Raw genomic sequence first — 19,201 nt, forward strand, 5'->3', positions numbered from 1 at the left:
CGGTCGACAAGTCGTTGTCCACACCTGTGTGGATCCCTGGGGACGACGGAATCGCTGGTTCTCCGCACGATGGGCCGCGCGACGACGGTGACCGGCGTCGACTCGTCGAGAAGTTGTCCCCAGGGATGTGCACAGCTGGGGGAAAGTCGTACCGACACCGTTCCGCGTCGTCACGACGCGGCGCCGTCGTCCACCCGGCCGGATCCAGCCAACGTGTGCCGACACCCGTCTGACCTGCACGGACGCTCCCGATGGCCACCTCCGGGCAGGCGCCGCACCGTTCCGCCCCGCCGGACCGTGCACACGACCTGGGGACGGAACGGGGAGACGCAGGGGACAGCAGGTGGACCGCCGCCGGTCACGGTGCACAAGCGTCGATCTGTCCACGTGTCGACAACAGGGAGCCGCTGACCACCCACAGCCGGCCAACACCCTCGAACGGCCGCTGACCTGCGCGAAGAGGCCCGATCCCCAGGTTCCACACGTGTGATGACGAGGATGAGGGAGTTATCTCGAGAAATTCTTGAACCACACTCTGGGTGGGGACGCTGCGCTCCGAGGTGCCCGGAAGCGCAGCAGCGAAGGACATCCGGCGGCTCCTCGCGGGACCGGGGTTTCCCCACGGGGCACTCCAACAGGCACGATGAGCACCGCAGCGGAGCCCTTCGCCCCGCAGCAGCAGGAACGACAGCTCCGTGCTCGTGCCGGCCGCCCTCCAGCGGCCCGCGGGGGGCGGACCGAACATGGGTGGGTCGAGAGATGAAGTTCCGGGTGGCACGTGAGGTGCTCGCCGACGCCGTCGCGTGGACGGCGCGCAGCCTGCCGCCGCGACCGTCGGTGCCGGTGCTGGCGGGCATCCTGCTGGAGGCCGACGGGAACCTGCTGTCGGTCTCCGGCTTCGACTACGAGGTGTCGGCCCGCTCCGAGGTCGACGTCCAGACCAGCGAGAGCGGCCGCGTCCTGGTCCCCGGCCGGCTCCTCGCCGAGATCACCCGCGCCCTGCCCCCGCACCCGGTGGAGATCACCGCCGAGGGGCCGCGGCTGGCCATCACCTGCAGCAACGCGCGGTTCAGCCTGCCGACCCTCCCGGTCGAGGACTACCCGTCGCTGCCCTCCATGCCGTCGGCGGCCGGGATCGTCGAGAGCGACGTCTTCGCCGAGGCCGTGGCCCAGGTGGCCGTCGCGGCGGGGCGGGACGACACGCTGCCCATGCTCACCGGCGTCCGGCTGGAGATCGAGGACGACCAGATCACCCTCGCCGCAACCGACCGGTACCGCCTCGCGGTGCGCGAGTTCGCCTGGCGGCCGGAGACCCCGGGGCTGTCGGCCGCGGTGCTCGTCCCCGCACGCACGCTCGCCGAGGCGGCCAAGACGCTGACCAGCGGCCCGGAACTCACGCTGTCGCTGTCCTCGGGCAGCTCCGGTGAGGGAATCCTCGGCCTCTCCGGCAAGGACCGGCAGACGACGACCCGGCTGCTGGACGCCGAGTTCGTGAAGTACCGCGCGATCATGCCCAACGAGTCGCTGGCCAACGCCACGCTGCCGGTGGGCCTGTTCACCGATGCCGCCAAGCGGGTGGCCCTGGTCGCCGAGCGGGGCACGCCGCTGCGCTGCGAGTTCACCCCCGGGCAGGTCACCCTGCGGGCCGGGGGCAGCGACGACGAGGGCCAGGCGGAAGAGCGATGCGACGTCGAGTTCGACGGCGAGCCGCTGACCATCGGCTTCAACCCGACGTTCCTGCTCGACGGCCTGGCCGCGGTGCACACCGACCGCGCGCGGATGGACTTCACCAGCCCGCTGAAGCCGGCGGTGCTCTCCGGCGTCGAGGAGCCGGCGGCCGACGACGACAAGCCGGCGCCGGCCGAGCGCCCCGGGAGCTACCGGTACCTGATCATGCCGGTGCGGCTGCCGGGCTGAGCCCGCACCGGCCCGGGCCCCGTCGCGGGCCCGGGACCGGCCGGGGGGCGGGAGTCGCCCGGGACGAGCACGATGGATCGCGACCACGACGGCGGAGAGAGGCGGGACCGTGCAGCTGGGTCTGATCGGGCTGGGCAAGATGGGCGGCAACATGGCCGAGCGGCTGCGCCGCGCCGGGCACGAGGTCGTGGGTTACGACCACAGCCCCGGCAAGCGCGACGTCGACAGCCTGCCCGCGCTGGTCGAGGCGCTGGAAGCGCCCCGCGTCGTCTGGGTCATGGTGCCCGCGGGCGACCCGACGAAGGCGACGATCAAGGAGCTGAGCGAGCTGCTCAGCCCCGGCGACGTCGTGATCGACGGCGGCAACTCGAAGTACACCGACGACCAGGTGCACGACGTCATGATGCGCGAGAAGGGCATCGGCTACATCGACGCCGGCGTCTCCGGCGGCGTGTGGGGTCTGGAGAACGGCTACGCGCTGATGGTCGGCGGCACCAAGGAGGACGTCGCCAAGGCGCAGCCGATCTTCGACGCCCTCAAGCCGCCGGCACCGCACGACGAGTCCGGGCAGGAGATGCCCGGCGCCGGGTTCGTGCACGCCGGGCCGGTGGGCGCCGGCCACTTCAGCAAGATGGTCCACAACGGCATCGAGTACGCACTGATGCAGGCCTACGGCGAGGGCTACGAGCTGCTGGCCGCCGTGGACCTGGTCGAGGACGTGCCTGGCGTCATCGCGTCCTGGACGCAGGGCACCGTCATCCGCTCGTGGCTGCTCGACCTGCTGGTCCGGGCGCTGGAGGAGGACCCGCAGCTCGACGAGATCAGCGGCTACGCCGAGGACTCCGGCGAGGGCCGGTGGACCGTCGAGCAGGCGATCGAGAACGCCGTCCCCGTGCCGACCATCGCGGCCTCGCTGTTCGCCCGCTTCTCCTCCCGGCAGGAGGACTCACCGACCATGAAGGCGGTGGCCGCGCTGCGCAACCAGTTCGGCGGGCACGCGGTTCGCGCCGTCCAGGCGCAGGAGGCCGAGCGGCCCGCGTGACCGGGTACCGGACGGCCTGAGGTGTACCTCAGGCACCTGCAGGTCGGCGACTTCCGCAGCTGGGACCGGGTGGACCTGGCACTGGGGCCGGGGCCGACCGTGTTCGTGGGCCGCAACGGCGAGGGCAAGACCAACCTCGTCGAGGCGGTCGGGTACCTCGCGACCATGAGCAGCCACCGGGTGTCCGGGGACGCGCCGCTGGTCCGCCACGGCGCGGGCCAGGCGGTGGTCCGCGCGGCGCTGCGCCGCGGCGACCGGGAGCTGCTCGTCGAGATCGAGGTCAACCCCGGCAAGGCCAACCGGGTGCGGGTGAACCGGGCCGCCCTGCCGCGTCCCCGCGAGCTGCTGGGCCTGGTGCGCACGGTGCTGTTCGCACCGGAGGACCTCTCGTTGGTCCGCGGCGACCCCACCGAGCGGCGCCGCTTCCTCGACGAGCTGCTCGCCACCCGCACGCCGCGGCTGGCGGGTGTGCGCAGCGACTACGAGCGGGTGCTCAAGCAGCGCAACGCGCTGCTGAAGACCGCCCGCCTGGCCCGCGGCAAGGCGATGGAGACCCTCGACGTCTGGGACGGGCACCTCACCGACCTCGGCGGCCAGCTGCTCGCCGCCCGGCTGCGGCTGGCCGCCGACCTGGCGCCGCACGTCGCCGAGTCCTACGCCGGCGTCGCCGGGGAGGGTGCCCCGGTCGCCGGGCTCGGCTACAGCTCCACCGTGCCGCTGGCCGGGGACGGCGGTGCGCTGCGGGCCGGCGAGGAGCTGCCCTCGGTCGCCGACCTCACCGAGGCGATGCGGGCCCGGGTCGCCGAGCGCCGCGGCGACGAGCTGGACCGGGGCATGACCCTGGTGGGGCCGCACCGCGACGACCTGGTGATCCACCTCGGCCCCGCCCCGGCGAAGGGCTTCGCCAGCCACGGCGAGTCCTGGTCCCTGGCCCTGGCGCTCAAGCTGGCCACCTTCGCCCTGCTCCGCAGCGACGGCGAGGACCCCATCCTCGTCCTCGACGACGTGTTCGCCACGCTGGACGCCGAGCGGCGGGCGGCGCTCGCCGAGGTCGCCCGCTCGGCCGAGCAGACGCTGATCACCGCGGCCGTCGTCGACGACGTGCCGGCCGAGCTGCGCGGGACACGCGTCGAGGTGGGGAGCGGGATGGCGCTCGTGGTGAAGGATGCGATCCCGGTGGGCGAGGGAGGCATGCCGTGAGCGAGGAGCGGCCGGCGCGGCCCAGCGACATCGCGCGCGCCGCCCTGGAGGCCGCCCGTGCCGCCTCGGCGGCGCGGCCGAAGCCGACCAGGCGGCGGATCGCCGGCCCGCGGCGCGCCTGGAGCGGCCCGCGGCCGGGCGCCGACGACCCCCAGCCGCTGGGCCGCCTGGTCGACTCGCTGGTCAGCTCGGAGGACTGGTCGTCGCACACCTTGGTGGGGTCGGTGTTCGGCCGGTGGGACACGATCGTCGGCCCCGACATCGCCTCGCACTGCCGGCCGCAGACCCTCACCGAGGGCGAGCTGCTGGTCGTCGCCGAGTCCACGGCGTGGGCCACCCAGCTCCGCCTGCTGGCCCCGTCGATCCTCGGCAAGCTGCGCGCCCAGGTGGGCGGGGACGTCGTGCGGACGTTGCGCGTTGTCGGTCCGACGGCTCCCAGCTGGAAGAAGGGCCCGCGCTCGGTGCGCGGGCGGGGGCCCCGCGACACCTACGGATGAGGCGCCCGGCCGGCAGGCCGGCGCCGGGAGGACGATGCAGGGATGAGCACCCCCCGCGACGGTGACCGGGACGGTTTCGACGACGGCGACGGCCGCGGCTGGCGCGAGCCGCCGCACCTCGGCTCCGGCGCGCCCGATGAGGACGAGGACCGCCCCAACTTCGCCGACCGCCGCAAGGCGCCCCGGGACGAGGAGCCGGCCGGCCGGCCGTGGCAGCCGCCGGGCTGGGACCTGCCCGCGGCGGAGCCGGTCCGCCCGGCGCAGCAGCCGCAGGACCCGGCGCAGCAGCCGCAGGACCCGGCAGCGGAGCCGCGGGACGAGGGCATGCAGGACGCGCCTCCGCCGCAGGGCCCGCCGGTGCCGGGCCCCCCGCCGGGCCAGCCGCCCGTCGAGCCGCCCGTCCAGCCGCCCGGCCGCGGTGGTGGCCTGTTCGGCCGCCGCCGTCGGCAGCCCGGCGCCGTGGAGCGGGTGTTCGCCTACGAGGGCGACATGGTCGGCGCCCAGGGCTGGGCGGTCCAGCACGGCTGGACGGTGTCCGACGGCACCGCACCCGAGGACGCCGTCCTCGCCGACCTGATCGCGAGCTCGCCGGTCCGCGCCACCAAGGACCACCGGGCGGGCAACGTGCTGCGCGGCCGGGCCGGCGGGCTGGAGCTGGTCGCGTTCGACGTCGTCTTCGTGGAGCGCCGCCGCCTCGTCCCCGAGTACGCGGTCACCGCCGTCCCGATGCTCGGCAGCGTGCCCGGCTTCCGGCTCAGCCCGGCCCGGTTCTGGCGGCACCGCACCGGTGGGATGGTGCCCATGCCGAGCGGCGAGCCGACCTTCGACGCCCGCTGGCTGCTGCTGGCGGCGGAGGACAGCCCGCAGCTGCGGCGGCTCGTCCAGGACCCCGCCGTGCACGGCCTGCTGCTCGGCAGCGACGACGGTGACGAGCTCTGGTCCGCCGCGGGCCACGTGGCCGCGATCCGGCCCGACGGGCACCGGCCGGAGCTGCTGGAGCACCACGCGCGGCTGCTCACCGCCATCGTCGGCTCCCTCGCCGCCGGCGCCTGAGCAGGTCGGCGCGGGTGGCCACCACGGTTCCGGAGCAGGGGGCCGGCCCCGTGGTGGGGCAGCTCGGCGCCGACGTCGGCGTGCGGCTCCGGGACCTGCTGCCGCTGCTGCGCCCCCACCGCCGCGCGCTCCAGCTGGCGGCGGGGCTGTCGCTGCTCGGCGCCGCCGGCGCGCTGGCCCAGCCGGCGCTGGTCGCCCGGGTCATCGACGTCGTCAGCGAGGGCGAGCCGCTGCTCCCCGCGGTGGGCCTGCTGGTCGTCGTCCTGCTGCTGGCGTCCGCGCTCGGTGCGCTCCAGCAGTTCGTGCTCCAGCGCACGGCCGAGGGCGTCGTCCTCACCACCCGGCTGACCCTGATCGACCGGCTGCTCCGGCTGCCGGTCGCGGAGTACGACCGGCGGCGCACCGGCGACCTGATGTCCCGGGTCGGCTCCGACACCACACTGCTGCGGGCGACGGTGACCTCCGGCGTCGTCGAGGTGGCCGGCTCGGCGGTGATCGGCATCGGGGCGCTGGTGGCCATGGCGGTGGTCGACGTCTGGCTGCTGCTGCTCACCGTCCTGGCGGTCGCGATCGGGGCGGTGACCGCGGTCCTCGCCTCGCGTGGCGTGCGGCGGCTCTCCCGGCGCGCCCAGGAGGAGGTCGGCGCGATGACCGCCGCCGTCGAACGGGCGCTGTCGGCGGTGCGCACCATCCGGGCCAGGGGGGCCACCGCCCGGGAGGTGGCGGCCGTGGGGGCCAGCGCCCGCCGGGCCTTCGGGGCGGGGGTGCAGGTGGCCCGGCTCGAGGCGCTGGTCTCGCCGGCCGGCTCGATCGCCGTCCAGGGCGCCTTCCTTGCGGTGCTCGGCGTCGGCGGCTACCGGGTGGCCGACGGCTCCATCTCCGTCTCGGCCCTCGTCGCCTTCATCCTCTACCTGTTCCTGCTGGTCATGCCCCTGGGTCAGGCGATCAGCGCGTGGACCCAGCTGCAGACCGGGCTCGGCGCCCTCTCCCGGATCCAGGAGGTGCTCGCGCTCGACCCGGAGGACGACGAGCGCGCGGAGCGGGCCGGCCGCGGACCCGCCGTCCACGCCGGAGGGGCGCCGTTGCTCGAGCTCGACGACGTGTCCTTCGCCTACCCCGACGGCACCCCGGTGCTCCGCGGGGTCTCCCTCCAGGTGCCGGCCGGCAGCCGGGTGGCGCTCGTCGGCCCCTCGGGGGCCGGGAAGTCGACCGTGCTGGCGCTGATCGAGGGCTTCTACCCGCTCTCCGGCGGTGCGATCCGCTGGGCGGGGACCGACGTCCGGGAGCTGCCCCGCGCCGGCCTGCGGGCGCGGCTGGGCTACGTCGAGCAGGAGGCCCCGGTCCTGGCCGGGACGGTGCGCGACAACCTGCTGCTGACCCGCCCCGACGCCACCGACCCCGAGCTGTGGGCGGTGCTGGCCGACGTCGGCCTCACCGACGTCGTGCGCCGGTCCCCGCGCGGTCTCGACGTCCTGGTCGGCGACGAGGGCGTGCTGCTGTCCGGCGGCGAGCGGCAGCGGCTGGCCATCGCGCGCTCGCTGCTGGCTCGGCCGGAGCTGCTGCTGCTCGACGAGCCCACGGCCAGCCTCGACGCGCGCAACGAGGGGCTGCTGCGGACCACCCTCGCGGCGGCGTCGACGGGCCGCGCGCTGCTGGTGGTCGCGCACCGGCTGTCCACGGTGCTCGACAGCGACCAGATCGTCGTCCTCGACGAGGGGCGGGTCGTGGCCCGGGGGACGCACGCCGAGCTGGTGGACGGCAGCCCGCTCTACCGGGAGCTCGCCGCCGCCCAGCTCCTCGTCTGACCCCGGCTGGGATCAGGTGACCTGATCGTCGCGCGTCCTCCCGCACGGCGGGCGCTGAGGGAGGACGCCGAACGGTGCGGGTGGACGGCGGACGGGGCGGGAGGACGGCGGACGGGGCGGGAGGACGGCGGGCTCCGGGTCCGCCTGCACCAGTCTCACGCCGCTGACCGATCAGCCGCGCCGCTCGGCCGCGCCGGCGATGCCGCGGAGCATCCCGCCGAAGATGAACCCGTGGAAGGCGGCGACCGCCCACCAGTACAGGTGCCCGGACAGCCCGCGCGGGGCGAAGGTGGCCCGCTGGCGCAACGCCGTCTCCCCCGTGCCTGCGTCGTGTTCCACGTGGAACTCCAGCCAGGCCAGCCCGGGCAGCCGCATCTCGGCGCGCAGCCGGAGCAGCCGCCCCACCTCCCGCTCCTCCACCCGCCAGAAGTCCAGGGCGTCGCCGACGTAGAGCCGGTCGGGGTCCCGCCGGCCCCGGCGCAGGCCCACCCCGCCGACCGCCCGGTCGAGCCAGCCGCGCACCCGCCAGGCCAGCGGCCACGAGTACCAGCCGCGGTCCCCGCCGATGCCCTCGACCACCCGCCACACCTCCTCGGGCGGCGCCGACACCGGACGGACCCGCTCGTCGACGTAGAGGCTGCCGCCGGCCCAGTCCGGGTCGGTGGGCAGTGGGTCCGACGGGGCACCGGGCACCGACGCGGAGGCCCACCGGGTGGAGACGGCGGAGTCCTCGACCCGCTGCAGGGCCAGCCGGACGGCCTCGTCGAAGCCCAGCAGACCCTCCGGCGGGTCGGGCACGTACTCGGCGATGTCGTGCTCCGCGCAGACGACGGTGTTGCGCAGCGACTCGACCAGCGGGCGGGCGATGCCGGCGGGCACGGGGGTGATGACGCCGACCCAGTGGCTGGACAGCGACGGCGTGAAGATCGGCACCGGCACGATCCGGCGCCGGGGCAGGCCGGCCACCCGCGCGTACCGCTGCATCATCTGGGCGTAGTCCATGACGTCCGGGCCGCCGACGTCGAACCAGCGGTGCACCTCGGCCGGCAGCCGGGCGCAGGCCACCAGGTAGCGCAGCACGTCGCGGACGGCGATCGGCTGGATCCGGCTGTGCACCCAGCGCGGGGTCACCATCACCGGCAGCCGCTCGGTCAGGTGCCTGAGCATCTCGAACGAGGCCGACCCCGACCCGAGGACCACCGCGGCGCGCAGCACGACCGTCGGGACGCCGGAGCCCAGCATGATCCTGGCGACCTCGGCGCGGGAGCGCAGGTGCGGGGAGAGCTCCTCGTCGTCGGGCTCCAGCCCGCCGAGGTAGACCAGCCGGCCGACGCCGGCCTCGCGCACCGCCCGGGCCATCACCGTCGCGGTGTGCCGGTCGGCCGCCTCGAACTCCGGCCCCGAGCCGAGGGCGTGGATCAGGTAGTAGACGACGTCGACGCCGGCGCAGGCCTCGGCGACCGATCCGGCGTCGGCGGCGTCGGCGTGCACGATCTCCACGTCGCCGGCCCACGGGTGGTCGCGGAGCCGCTCCGGTGAGCGGCTCATCACCCGGACGTGGTGCCCGGCGGCGAGCAGCTCGGGCACCAGCCGGCCGCCGACGTACCCGGTCGCACCGGTGACCAGGCAGGTGAGCGGAGGCGCCGCGGGAGCGGGTGCCGGAGGGCCGTCGGGGGAGGCCATGCCGCCGAGTCTGCGGCCGCTGCGCCGAGCCCGCCCGGCCATCGGGACCGCCCATCGGGCCGACGACGGCGTGTCGACCCGGGGGGCAGGACCGATGGTGGCGCGCCCTCCGCGAGAGGCGCAGACACGACGTCAGGGCGTGGACGACGCTGTTCCTGTCAGACCTCGCGGTATCGTGGGAGACGGAAACCGTCAGCAACCGGCTGTGCGCCGTTCTGCGCCGTTCCGCCCCGTCCCCGGAGTCGGGGCCCGAGGTCGCCGGTTGCTCGAGAGGAAGGCCCCACGTGGTCGCAGCACCCCAGATCGAGAACGCCTACTCGGGCAGTTCCATCACCGTCCTCGAGGGTCTGGAGGCGGTCCGGAAGCGCCCCGGTATGTACATCGGTTCCACGGGCGAGCGCGGCCTGCACCACATGGTGTGGGAGGTCGTGGACAACTCCGTCGACGAGGCGCTGGCGGGGCACGCCGACCGCGTCCACGTCACCCTGCTGGCCGACGGCGGCGTGCGCGTCGAGGACAACGGCCGCGGCATCCCGGTCGACATGCACCCCGTGGAGAAGCGCCCCACGGTCGAGGTGATCATGACCGTCCTGCACGCGGGCGGGAAGTTCGACGGCAAGAGCTACGGCGTCTCCGGTGGCCTGCACGGCGTCGGCGTGACCGTCGTCAACGCCCTCTCCACGCGGCTGGACGTCAACGTCTGGCGCGACGGGACCGAGTGGAAGCAGAGCTACGCGTACGCCAAGCCGGGCCCGCTGGAGGAGGTCGGCCCCACCAAGAAGCGCGGCACCGCGATCACCTTCTGGGCCGACGGCGACATCTTCGAGACGACGCACTACTCGTTCGACACCATCAACCGCCGCCTGCAGGAGATGGCCTTCCTCAACAAGGGCCTGACGATCGTCCTGCGCGACGAGCGGCCGGGGCACAGCAAGGTCGAGTCCGGCGTGAGCGACGAGCTCACCCTCGCCGAGGCCGCGCCGCAGGCCGGTGCCGAGGAGGAGGCGTTCGAGCCGACCGAGATCACCTACAAGTACGACGCCGGCCTCATCGACTACGTCGCGCACATCAACGGCAAGAAGTCGCCGATCCACAAGTCGGTCATCAGCTTCTCCGCCGAGGGCACCGGCAAGAACGACATGGCCATGTCGATCGACGTCGCCATGCAGTGGTCCGAGGCGTACTCCGAGTCGGTCTACACCTTCGCGAACATCATCAACACGCACGAGGGGGGCACGCACGAGGAGGGTTTCCGTGCGGCGCTGACCTCGATCGTCAACCGGTACGCCGAGGAGAAGAAGCTCTTCAAGGGCAAGGACGAGAAGCTCACCGGCGAGGACATCCGGGAGGGCCTGGCCGCGATCGTCTCGGTCAAGCTCGGCGACCCGCAGTTCGAGGGGCAGACGAAGACCAAGCTCGGCAACACCGAGGTGAAGGGCTTCGTGCAGAAGGTCTGCAACGAGCAGATCGGGCACTGGTTCGAGGCCAACCCCACCGAGGCCAAGATGATCATCAACAAGGCCTCGTCGGCGGCCCGCGCCCGGCGTGCGGCGCAGGACGCCCGCAAGCTGGCCCGCAAGAGCCTGCTGAGCAACAACTCGCTGCCGGGCAAGCTGGCCGACTGCCGCTCCACCGACCCGCGGTCCTCGGAGATCTACATCGTCGAGGGTGACTCGGCCGGCGGTTCCGCCAAGTCCGGCCGCGACTCGATGTTCCAGGCGATCCTGCCGATCCGCGGCAAGATCATCAACGTCGAGAAGGCGCGCATCGACCGGGTCCTCAAGAACAACGAGGTCCAGTCCATGATCACCGCGTTCGGCACCGGCATCCACGACGAGTTCGACCTGTCGAAGCTGCGCTATCACAAGATCATCCTGATGGCGGACGCCGACGTCGACGGCCAGCACATCCGCACACTCCTGCTGACCCTGCTGTTCCGCTTCATGCGGCCGCTGGTCGAGGCCGGGCACGTCTACCTCGCCCAGCCCCCGCTGTACAAGATCAAGTGGGGCGGCAAGCACGCCGACGACTACGTCTACACCGACCGGGAGAAGGACGCCGTGCTCCGCGAGGCCGCCGAGGGGGGCCGGAAGGTCAAGGACGACGCGATCCAGCGGTTCAAGGGCCTCGGCGAGATGAACGCCAAGGAGCTGTGGGAGACCACGATGGACCCGGAGTCGCGCATCCTGCTGCAGGTGACCCTCGAGGACGCCGCCACCGCCGACCAGCTGTTCAGCGTGCTGATGGGCGAGGACGTCGAGGCGCGCCGCAGCTTCATCACCCGCAACGCCAAGGACGTCCGCTTCCTCGACGTCTGACCCGGCGCCCGTCGGGCGGCCGGCCGGTGAACTCCCCCGGCCGCCGTCCGACGGCCCGGTTGACCAGCGACTTGTCCACCTCTGTGCACCGACCTGTGGAGACCTGAACCGTGACGGAGACCCCACCCCGCGACCGCGTCGAACCGGTCGACCTCCAGCAGGAGATGCAGCGCAGCTACATCGACTACGCGATGAGCGTCATCGTCGGCCGGGCCCTGCCCGAGGTCCGCGACGGCCTCAAGCCGGTGCACCGCCGCGTGCTGTACGCCATGTACGACCAGGGCTTCCGCCCCGACCGCAGCTACGTCAAGTGCGCCCGCGTCGTCGGTGAGGTGATGGGTAACTACCACCCGCACGGCGACACCTCGATCTACGACGCCCTCGTGCGGCTGGCCCAGCCGTGGTCGATGCGCTACCCGCTGGTCGACGGCCAGGGCAACTTCGGCTCCCCGGGCAACGATCCGGCGGCAGCCATGCGGTACACCGAGGCCCGCCTCACCCCGCTGGCCATGGAGATGCTGGCCAACATCGACGAGGAGACCGTCGACTTCCAGCCCAACTACGACGGCAAGAACCAGGAACCGCTGGTCCTGCCCGGGCGCATCCCGAACCTGCTGATCAACGGCTCGGCCGGCATCGCCGTCGGCATGGCCACCAACATGCCGCCGCACAACCTGCGGGAGGTGGCGGAGGCCGTCTTCTGGGTGCTCGAGCACCCGGACGCGGAGCCCGAGGAAGCCCTCACCGCCTGCATGGAGCGGATCAAGGGCCCCGACTTCCCGACCTACGGCCTCATCGTCGGCCGCGAGGGCATCGAGGACGCGTACCGCACCGGCCGCGGCTCGGTGCGCATGCGCGCCGTCGTCACCGTCGAGGAGGACGCGCGCGGGCGGGTCCAGCTGGTCTGCACCGAGCTGCCCTACCAGGTCAACCCGGACAACCTGGCCGAGTCGATCGCCGAGGCGGTCAAGGACGGCCGGCTGCAGGGCATCAGCGAGATCGCCGACGAGTCCAGCGACCGCGTCGGCCGCCGGCTGGTGTTCACGCTGCGCCGCGACGCCGTCGCCAAGGTCGTGCTGAACAACCTCTACAAGCACACCCAGCTGCAGACGACGTTCGGCTGCAACATGCTCTCCATCGTCGACGGCGTCCCGCGGACCCTGCGGCTCGACGAGCTCGTGCGCGAGTACGTGAACCACCAGATCGAGGTCATCCAGCGGCGCACCCGGTACCGGCTGCGCAAGGCCGAGGAGCGCGCGCACATCCTGCGCGGCTGGGCCAAGGCGCTGGACCAGCTCGACGCCGTCATCAACCTGATCCGCAGCAGCCCGTCGGCCGACGAGGCCCGCACCGGCCTGATGGAGCTGCTCGACGTCGACGAGATCCAGGCGATCTCGATCCTCGACCTCCAGCTGCGCCGGCTGGCCGCCCTCGAGCGGCAGCGGATCATCGACGAGCTCGCCGAGATCGAGGCCCGGATCGCCGACCTGCAGGCGATCCTGGACTCCCCCGACCGGCAGCGGCGGATCATCCACGACGAGCTCGCCGAGATCGTGGAGAAGTACGGCGACGACCGGCGCACCCAGTTCATCGCGAACGACGGCGACGTCTCCATGGAGGACCTCATCGCGGAGGAGGAGGTCGTCGTCACCATCACCCGCACCGGATACGCCAAGCGGACGAAGAGCGACCTCTACCGGTCGCAGCGACGCGGCGGCAAGGGCGTGATGGGTGCGGCGCTGAAGCAGGACGACATCGTCGACCACTTCTTCGTCGGCTCCACCCACGACTGGATCCTGTTCTTCACGAACAAGGGCCGGGTCTACCGGGCGAAGGCCTACGAGCTGCCGGAGGCCAACCGCACCGCCCGCGGCGCGCACGTGGCGAACATCCTGGCCTTCCAGCCGGACGAGAAGATCGCCCAGGTCATGCAGATCAAGGACTACGGGGTCGCCCCGTACCTCGTGCTGGCCACCGCCCGCGGTCAGGTGAAGAAGACCCGGCTCAGCGACTTCGACTCCCCCCGCCAGGGCGGCGTCATCGCCATCAACCTGCGCGACGGCGACGAGCTGGTCGGCGCCGCCCTCATCGACCCGGAGCAGGACCTGCTGCTGGTCACCCGCAAGGCGATGTCGATCCGGTTCACCGCCGACGACGGCGCGCTGCGCCCCATGGGCCGGGCCACCGAGGGCGTGCGGGGCATCTCGCTGTCCGAGGACGACCGGCTGCTGTCGATGATGGTCGTCCAGGAGGGCGTCGACGTCCTCGTCGCCACCGAGCGCGGGTTCGCCAAGCGCACCGGCATCGAGAACTACCCGAACCAGGGCCGGGGCGGCAAGGGCGTGCTCACCGCCGACCCGAAGGCCCGCAAGGGGGCCCTCGTCGGGGCCCTGGCGGTCACCCTCGGCGACGAGCTGTACGCGATCACCTCCGGTGGCGGGGTCATCCGGACACCGGTCAACGGGGTGCGGCACAACAAGGACCGCGCCACCATGGGTGTCAAGCTCATGAACTTGCCCGACGATGTCAGCATCGTGGCAATCGCGCGTACGACGGACAACGACGAGGCCGCGGCCTAGGGTGAGTAGTTAGTCAGGCACGCAACCGTGGCTCAGCGGCGGCCCCAACCGGCCGCCGCTGAGCCAGGTATCGAGAGAGCGGCATCGCCGCCGGGGAACGGGAGACTGGCATGAGCGACCGGACGCAGGGTTCGGTGCGCACCGACTCCCGGGCCGGGGACGGTGTTCCGGCGGAGGGTGTCCCCGCCGGCGGCAACGCCTCCACGACACAGTCGATCCCGACGACCGGTGCCCAGCGGGTCCAGCCCCCGGCCACGGGTGCGGCGCCGGTGATCCCCCAGCCGGTCGGCTCCGCGACGGGTGTCACGCCGGCCCAGAGCGGTGCCGCGCCGGCCCAGACCGGTGCCGCGCCCACCCAGACCGGCTCGTCGCCGGCGCAGAGCGGTGCCGCCCCGGCGCAGACCGGATCCTCCCCCGCGGCCGGCGCCGACTCGTCCCGCTCGGCGGACGACTCCGGTGGCGGCGCCGGGCTCCCGGACGGCGCCACCGGTCCGGGAACCGGCCCCGCGGCGGCCACCAAGCCGGCCCGTGGCAGGCAGTCCGGCCGCGGCCCCAGGCGGGCCCGCCTCCAGCTCCGCCACATCGACACGTGGTCGGCCCTGAAGATCTCGCTGGTGCTGTCCATCGCGCTGTTCTTCATCTGGATGGTCGCCGTCGGCCTGCTGTACCTGGTGCTCGGCGGGCTGGGTGTCTTCGAGGCCGTCAACGACCTGTTCGGGCAGATCGGCAGCGCCTCGGGCTCGGAAGCCAGTGGTGACCTGCTGACCCCCGGCGTGGTGTTCGGCGGCGCCGCGGTCATCGGCGCCATCAACGTCGTCCTGCTCACCGCGCTGTGCACGGTCGGGACGTTCATCTACAACATGTGCTCCGACCTCGTCGGCGGGCTCGAGGTCACCCTCTCCGAGCGGGACTGAGCGACCCGTCGTCCTCCGGGCGACACCGCGGGCCGCCCGGCGCGCTATGGGGGTCGATCTCGCGCTCTGCGAGCCCTGCAGGGCCCCGGAGGCACGGAAAACACCCCCAGAGCGGGGCGGAGCGGGTGGGGCCACCACGTGCGGCGGGACCCCCTGCGGGAGCCGGTCGGGGGTCAGGTACGCTTTTCGAGGTTCACGGGCCTGTAGCTCAGGCGGTTAGAGCGCATCCCTGATAAGGATGAGGCCGGAGGTTCAAGTCCTCCCAGGCCCACCCGTGTGCCGGAGCCCCGGCTCCGTGCCCTCGCACGTCGCCTCCGCGGCGAGCGAACGCTCGAGGAGGTTCTCCGCGTGCTGAAGAAGCTGGCGCTCGCCGCCGCCGCGGTCGGTGCCCTCGCCGCCGTCCGCAAGCGCTCGACCGGCAGGAACGAGGCCGACCTGTGGCACGAGGCCACCAGCGGCCCGGGGGCGGTCAGCACCCCCACCCGCTGATCCACCGGCCCCCCCGGGGCCCCGGGGACGTAGCTCAATTGGCAGAGCACCGCCTTTGCAAGGCGGGGGTTAGGGGTTCGATTCCCCTCGTCTCCACCATCGGCGCCGATGCGGCGTCCGCTCCACGTGAAACCGGGCCCGCGACGCCCGGCCGGCGCGACGGTGGGAGAGTGGAGCCGTGACTGAATCGACTCCCGCCCGCCGCGCGGTCCTGCACACCAACCACGGCGACATCACCGTGGACCTGTTCCCCGACCACGCGCCCAAGACGGTCGCCAACTTCGCCGACCTCGCCGAGGGTGCCCGCGAGTGGACGCACCCCGCGACCCGCGAGAAGACGACGGACAAGCTCTACGACGGCACGGTCTTCCACCGGGTCATCTCCGGCTTCATGATCCAGGGTGGCGACCCCCTCGGTCAGGGCATCGGCGGCCCTGGCTACCAGTTCGGCGACGAGATCCACCCCGACCTGGCGTTCACCAAGCCCTACCTGCTGGCCATGGCCAACGCCGGCCCGGGCACCAACGGCTCGCAGTTCTTCATCACCGTCGCCCCGACCTCGTGGCTGACCGGCAAGCACACCATCTTCGGTGAGGTCGCCGACCAGTCCAGCCGCGACGTCGTCGACCGGATCGCCGCCGTCTCCACCGGCCGCAACGACCGCCCGGCCGAGGACGTCGTGATCGAGTCCGTCGAGGTGCAGCGCAGCTGACCACGGAACCGCGCGGCGGGGACGCGGGCGACCAGCCCGCGCCCCCGCCACCGGCCTGCTACCGCCACCCCGAGCGCCCCACGGGCATCTCGTGCGCGCGGTGCAGCCGGCCCATCTGCCCCGACTGCATGATCCCGGCGTCGGTCGGCTTCCAGTGCCCCGCCTGCGTGCGCGAGGGTGCCGCCTCGGTCCGGGCCCCGCGCCGCCGCTCCGGGCTGCGCGCGGCGGCCTCGCGCTGGGGCGCCGTCACGCTGACGCTGATCTCGATCAACGTGGTCATGTTCCTGGTGACCGCGGTGTCGGCCGGGCTGGTGGGCAACGCCCCGCTGGACAACTACCGCTCCCCGGTCTTCGTCGACCTGGCCCAGTACCCGCTGGCGGTCGAGATCGGCGAGCCCTGGCGGCTGTTCACCGCGGCCTTCCTGCACATCGGCCTGCTGCACCTGGCGCTCAACATGCTGGCGCTCCTGGTCTTCGGCTCCGAGCTGGAACGCCAGCTGGGCCGGTTGCGCTACCTCGCGCTGTACCTGGTGGCCGCCCTGGGCGGCGCCACGGCCATCCAGCTCTTCGGCGACCCCCTGCGCCCCGTGGCGGGGGCCTCCACGGCCATCTACGGGCTCCTGGGGGCCCTGGGGGTGCTCATGGTGCTCCGCCGGCAGGACATCCGCGGCATCCTCGTGCTCCTGGGGATCAACATCTTCATCAGCTTCCTGCCCGGGGTCTCCCTGCTCGGGCACCTCGGCGGCCTCGTCACCGGCGCGGCCCTGGCGGGCCTTCTGGTGGTCACCCGCCGGCGGCCGAGGCTCCAGGGCGTCGCCCTGGCGGTGCTGGCCCTCACCCTGCTCGCCCTGGCCCTCACCGTGCCCACGGGCGCGGTCGGCTAGGTCCCCGGCGGCCCTACGGCCGGTCGGGGGCGGCCCGCGCCAGCTCCCGGGCCACCGCCTCCGGGTCGGCGCCGAGGTCCCACCGGCCGAGGACGACGAGCACGCCGTCGTCGTCCGGGCCGGTGTCCGTCTCGAGCTCGAGCATCCGCACCGTCGTCCCCCACCTGCGGGCACTGCGCACCTGCACCCGGAGCAGAGCCCAGGGCAGCACGCGCCCACCGGTCAGCGTGCGCACCTCGACGCCGTCGGCCCCGGTGCGCAGCCGGGGCCGCAGCAGCGCCTCGCGCGCCGCGAGCGCTACCAGGAGCAGCGCCGCGCCACCGACCAGCACCCGGCCGGCGGTGTCCAGCAGCACGGTGGCCGCGCCGAGCAGCACGGCGCTGGCCGCGAGGAGGGCGGGGACGTAGGCGGGAGGAGACCACTGCACGTCGCCAGCCTGCCAGGGGTGACGCGGAACATACGATCGCAGCGGGGTGGGCGCTTCCGGCCGCCCCGGGCCGTCGTCGACGAGGAGTGGGTCCATGCGTGATGCCGTCATCTGTGCCGCTGTCCGTACCCCGGTGGGGAAGCGCGGAGGAGGGCTGTCCGGCGTGCACGCCGTCGACCTCTCCGCGCACGTGCTGAACGCGCTCGCCGAGCGGTCGGGCATCGACCCGGCCGTGGTGGAGGACGTCTTCTGGGGCTGCGTGAGCCAGGTCGGCGAGCAGACGTTCAACATCGGCCGCAACGCCCCGCTGGCGGCCGGCTGGCCCGAGTCGGTGCCCGGCACCACGATCGACCGGCAGTGCGGCTCGTCCCAGCAGGCGGTGGCCTTCGCCGCCGCGACGGTCATCAGCGGCCAGGCCGACGTCGTCGTCGCCGGTGGTGTCGAGTCGATGAGCCGGGTGCCGATGGGCTCGGCCCGCGGCGACGGCTCGGCGGGCAAGCCGCTCGGGCCCCGCTTCCTGGAGCGCTACGACGGGATCTACCCCAACCAGGGCATCGGCGCCGAGATGATCGCCGAGCGCTGGGGCTTCTCCCGCACCCAGCTCGACGAGTTCGCGCTGTCGTCCCACGAGAAGGCGGCCAAGGCGCAGGCCGACGGCGCTTTCGACGAGGAGATCGCGCCGGTCACCCTCGGGGACGGCACCGTGATCAGCGCGGACGAGGGCATCCGGCCGGGCGGCACCCTCGAGAAGCTCGCGTCGCTCAAGACGCCGTTCAAGGAGGACGGCGTGATCAGCGCCGGCAACGCCAGCCAGATCTCCGACGGCTCGGCGGCGCTCCTGGTCACGACCAGCGAGAAGGCCCGCGAGCTCGGGCTGCGCCCGCTGGTGCGGATCCACACCACCGTCATGGCCGGGGACGACCCGGTCATCATGCTGACCGCCCCGATCCCGGCGACGCAGAAGGTGCTCGCCCGCTCCGGCCTGTCGGTCGACGACATCGGCGTCTTCGAGGTGAACGAGGCCTTCGCGCCCGTTCCGCTGGCCTGGGTGGCCGACACCGGGGCCGACACGTCCCGGCTCAACCCGCTCGGCGGCGCGATCGCGCTGGGTCACCCGCTGGGTGGCTCCGGCGCCCGCATCATGACGACGCTGATCCACCACATGCAGGCCACCGGCACCCGTTACGGGCTGCAGACGATGTGCGAGGGCGGCGGCACCGCCAACGCGACGATCCTGGAGCTGATCGACGCCTGACCCGTGCGCGCACCGGCGTCCCGGTGCCGCCCCGCCAGCCCCCGGCCCTCCGGCCGGGGGCTGGCGTCGTCCTGGGGACGGCCCGGTCCGGTTCCCGGCCTGTGGAGATCCGTACCGGTCCGTGTGCAGACCTGCGCACTCCGTGACCGGACAGGTCCGTCCCCATCCACTCCGGACGGAGGTGTATCCGCAGGTCAGGGCGGGTACGGATGCGCAGCGGTCACCGGCCCGGTGGACGGACAAGTCGACTCGTCCACAGCTGGGTACACAGCTGGGGACAGACTCACACTGCTGTAGTTACGGCCATGGACCCCGTGTCACACGAGTCCCACGCGGGGAGAAACCGCAGGTCAACGGCGAGGGAACCCGATCGGTCCCTCCACACTCGGTGGACAACCCTGGGGGCGGAGCGCCATGTCGACCTGT

The 19,201-nt window shown here is 73.2% G+C and carries 15 protein-coding genes and 2 tRNA genes; 15 read left to right on the forward strand and 2 right to left on the reverse strand.

Annotation, left to right across the window (positions count from 1 at the left end; translation table 11 throughout):
- The first annotated feature begins 771 nt into the window (after positions 1–771).
- The 6 genes from dnaN to ACI790_RS07065 all read left to right on the forward strand — a co-directional run bounded on the left by dnaN (position 772) and on the right by ACI790_RS07065 (position 7,514).
- Positions 772–1,917, forward strand: a complete 1,146-nt coding sequence (gene dnaN / locus ACI790_RS07040; protein WP_456569076.1) for a DNA polymerase III subunit beta — start codon at positions 772–774, stop codon at positions 1,915–1,917.
- Between the two features lie 109 nt (positions 1,918–2,026).
- Positions 2,027–2,959 carry a phosphogluconate dehydrogenase (NAD(+)-dependent, decarboxylating) gene (gnd, locus tag ACI790_RS07045; protein WP_456569077.1) on the forward strand — a complete coding sequence of 311 codons (933 nt, stop codon included), beginning with the start codon at positions 2,027–2,029 and terminating at the stop codon, positions 2,957–2,959.
- Between the two features lie 21 nt (positions 2,960–2,980).
- Positions 2,981–4,159 (forward strand): DNA replication/repair protein RecF, encoded by a 1,179-nt coding sequence (gene recF / locus ACI790_RS07050; protein WP_456569078.1) that lies wholly within the window; start codon positions 2,981–2,983, stop codon positions 4,157–4,159.
- On the forward strand, positions 4,156–4,656 hold the full coding sequence (locus ACI790_RS07055; protein ID WP_456569079.1) for a DciA family protein: 501 nt from the start codon (positions 4,156–4,158) through the stop codon (positions 4,654–4,656). The genes recF and ACI790_RS07055 overlap by 4 nt, the downstream gene beginning before the upstream one ends.
- 42 nt (positions 4,657–4,698) lie before the next feature.
- Positions 4,699–5,709, forward strand: coding sequence for a hypothetical protein (locus ACI790_RS07060; protein ID WP_456569080.1), 1,011 nt, complete (start codon positions 4,699–4,701; stop codon positions 5,707–5,709).
- Between the two features lie 14 nt (positions 5,710–5,723).
- Positions 5,724–7,514, forward strand: a complete 1,791-nt coding sequence (locus ACI790_RS07065) for an ABC transporter ATP-binding protein (protein WP_456569081.1) — start codon at positions 5,724–5,726, stop codon at positions 7,512–7,514.
- A 171-nt stretch (positions 7,515–7,685) separates the two neighbouring features.
- On the opposite strand, the gene ACI790_RS07070 is transcribed toward ACI790_RS07065, so the two are convergent.
- Positions 7,686–9,197 carry an SDR family oxidoreductase gene (locus tag ACI790_RS07070; RefSeq protein WP_456569082.1) on the reverse strand — a complete coding sequence of 504 codons (1,512 nt, stop codon included), beginning with the start codon at positions 9,195–9,197 and terminating at the stop codon, positions 7,686–7,688.
- A 284-nt stretch (positions 9,198–9,481) separates the two neighbouring features.
- Here ACI790_RS07070 and gyrB point away from each other — a divergent pair, with 284 nt between their 5' ends.
- The 8 genes from gyrB (at position 9,482) to ACI790_RS07110 (ending at position 17,093) form a co-directional block, all read left to right on the forward strand.
- Positions 9,482–11,515 (forward strand): DNA topoisomerase (ATP-hydrolyzing) subunit B, encoded by a 2,034-nt coding sequence (gene gyrB / locus ACI790_RS07075; protein ID WP_456569083.1) that lies wholly within the window; start codon positions 9,482–9,484, stop codon positions 11,513–11,515.
- 110 nt (positions 11,516–11,625) lie between these two features.
- Positions 11,626–14,094 carry a DNA gyrase subunit A gene (gene gyrA, locus ACI790_RS07080; RefSeq protein WP_456569084.1) on the forward strand — a complete coding sequence of 823 codons (2,469 nt, stop codon included), beginning with the start codon at positions 11,626–11,628 and terminating at the stop codon, positions 14,092–14,094.
- Between the two features lie 110 nt (positions 14,095–14,204).
- Positions 14,205–15,008, forward strand: coding sequence for a DUF3566 domain-containing protein (locus ACI790_RS07085; protein ID WP_456569085.1), 804 nt, complete (start codon positions 14,205–14,207; stop codon positions 15,006–15,008).
- Between the two features lie 197 nt (positions 15,009–15,205).
- Positions 15,206–15,279 (forward strand) — tRNA-Ile (locus ACI790_RS07090).
- Positions 15,280–15,356: 77 nt separating this feature from the next.
- A complete protein-coding gene (locus ACI790_RS07095; RefSeq protein WP_456569086.1) occupies positions 15,357–15,497 on the forward strand; it encodes a DLW-39 family protein in 141 nt (46 codons plus the stop codon).
- Between the two features lie 23 nt (positions 15,498–15,520).
- Positions 15,521–15,596: transfer RNA gene (locus ACI790_RS07100), tRNA-Ala, on the forward strand.
- 79 nt (positions 15,597–15,675) lie between these two features.
- Positions 15,676–16,209, forward strand: coding sequence for a peptidylprolyl isomerase (locus ACI790_RS07105; protein ID WP_456569087.1), 534 nt, complete (start codon positions 15,676–15,678; stop codon positions 16,207–16,209).
- A 128-nt stretch (positions 16,210–16,337) separates the two neighbouring features.
- A complete protein-coding gene (locus ACI790_RS07110; RefSeq protein WP_456569088.1) occupies positions 16,338–17,093 on the forward strand; it encodes a rhomboid family intramembrane serine protease in 756 nt (251 codons plus the stop codon).
- A gap of 13 nt (positions 17,094–17,106) precedes the next feature.
- On the opposite strand, the gene ACI790_RS07115 is transcribed toward ACI790_RS07110, so the two are convergent.
- Positions 17,107–17,520: a PH domain-containing protein gene (locus ACI790_RS07115; protein ID WP_456569089.1), complete on the reverse strand. Its 414-nt coding sequence runs from the start codon at positions 17,518–17,520 to the stop codon at positions 17,107–17,109.
- Positions 17,521–17,614: 94 nt separating this feature from the next.
- On the opposite strand from ACI790_RS07115, the gene ACI790_RS07120 reads away from it, so the two are divergent.
- Positions 17,615–18,775 carry a thiolase family protein gene (locus tag ACI790_RS07120; RefSeq protein WP_456569090.1) on the forward strand — a complete coding sequence of 387 codons (1,161 nt, stop codon included), beginning with the start codon at positions 17,615–17,617 and terminating at the stop codon, positions 18,773–18,775.
- Positions 18,776–19,201: the final 426 nt, after the last annotated feature.

This window comes from Blastococcus sp. SYSU DS0539 (genome assembly GCF_054050855.1).

What these genes read in the sequence shown, in the direction of transcription:
- ACI790_RS07110 (WP_456569088.1), top strand. Translation starts at nt 16,338, where the DNA reads ATGATCCCGGCGTCGGTCGGCTTCCAGTGCCCCGCCTGCGTGCGCGAG.
- ACI790_RS07060 (WP_456569080.1), top strand. Translation starts at nt 4,699, where the DNA reads ATGAGCACCCCCCGCGACGGTGACCGGGACGGTTTCGACGACGGCGAC.
- ACI790_RS07085 (WP_456569085.1), top strand. Translation starts at nt 14,205, where the DNA reads ATGAGCGACCGGACGCAGGGTTCGGTGCGCACCGACTCCCGGGCCGGG.
- ACI790_RS07120 (WP_456569090.1), top strand. Translation starts at nt 17,615, where the DNA reads ATGCGTGATGCCGTCATCTGTGCCGCTGTCCGTACCCCGGTGGGGAAG.
- ACI790_RS07070 (WP_456569082.1), bottom strand. Translation starts at nt 9,197, where the DNA reads ATGGCCTCCCCCGACGGCCCTCCGGCACCCGCTCCCGCGGCGCCTCCG.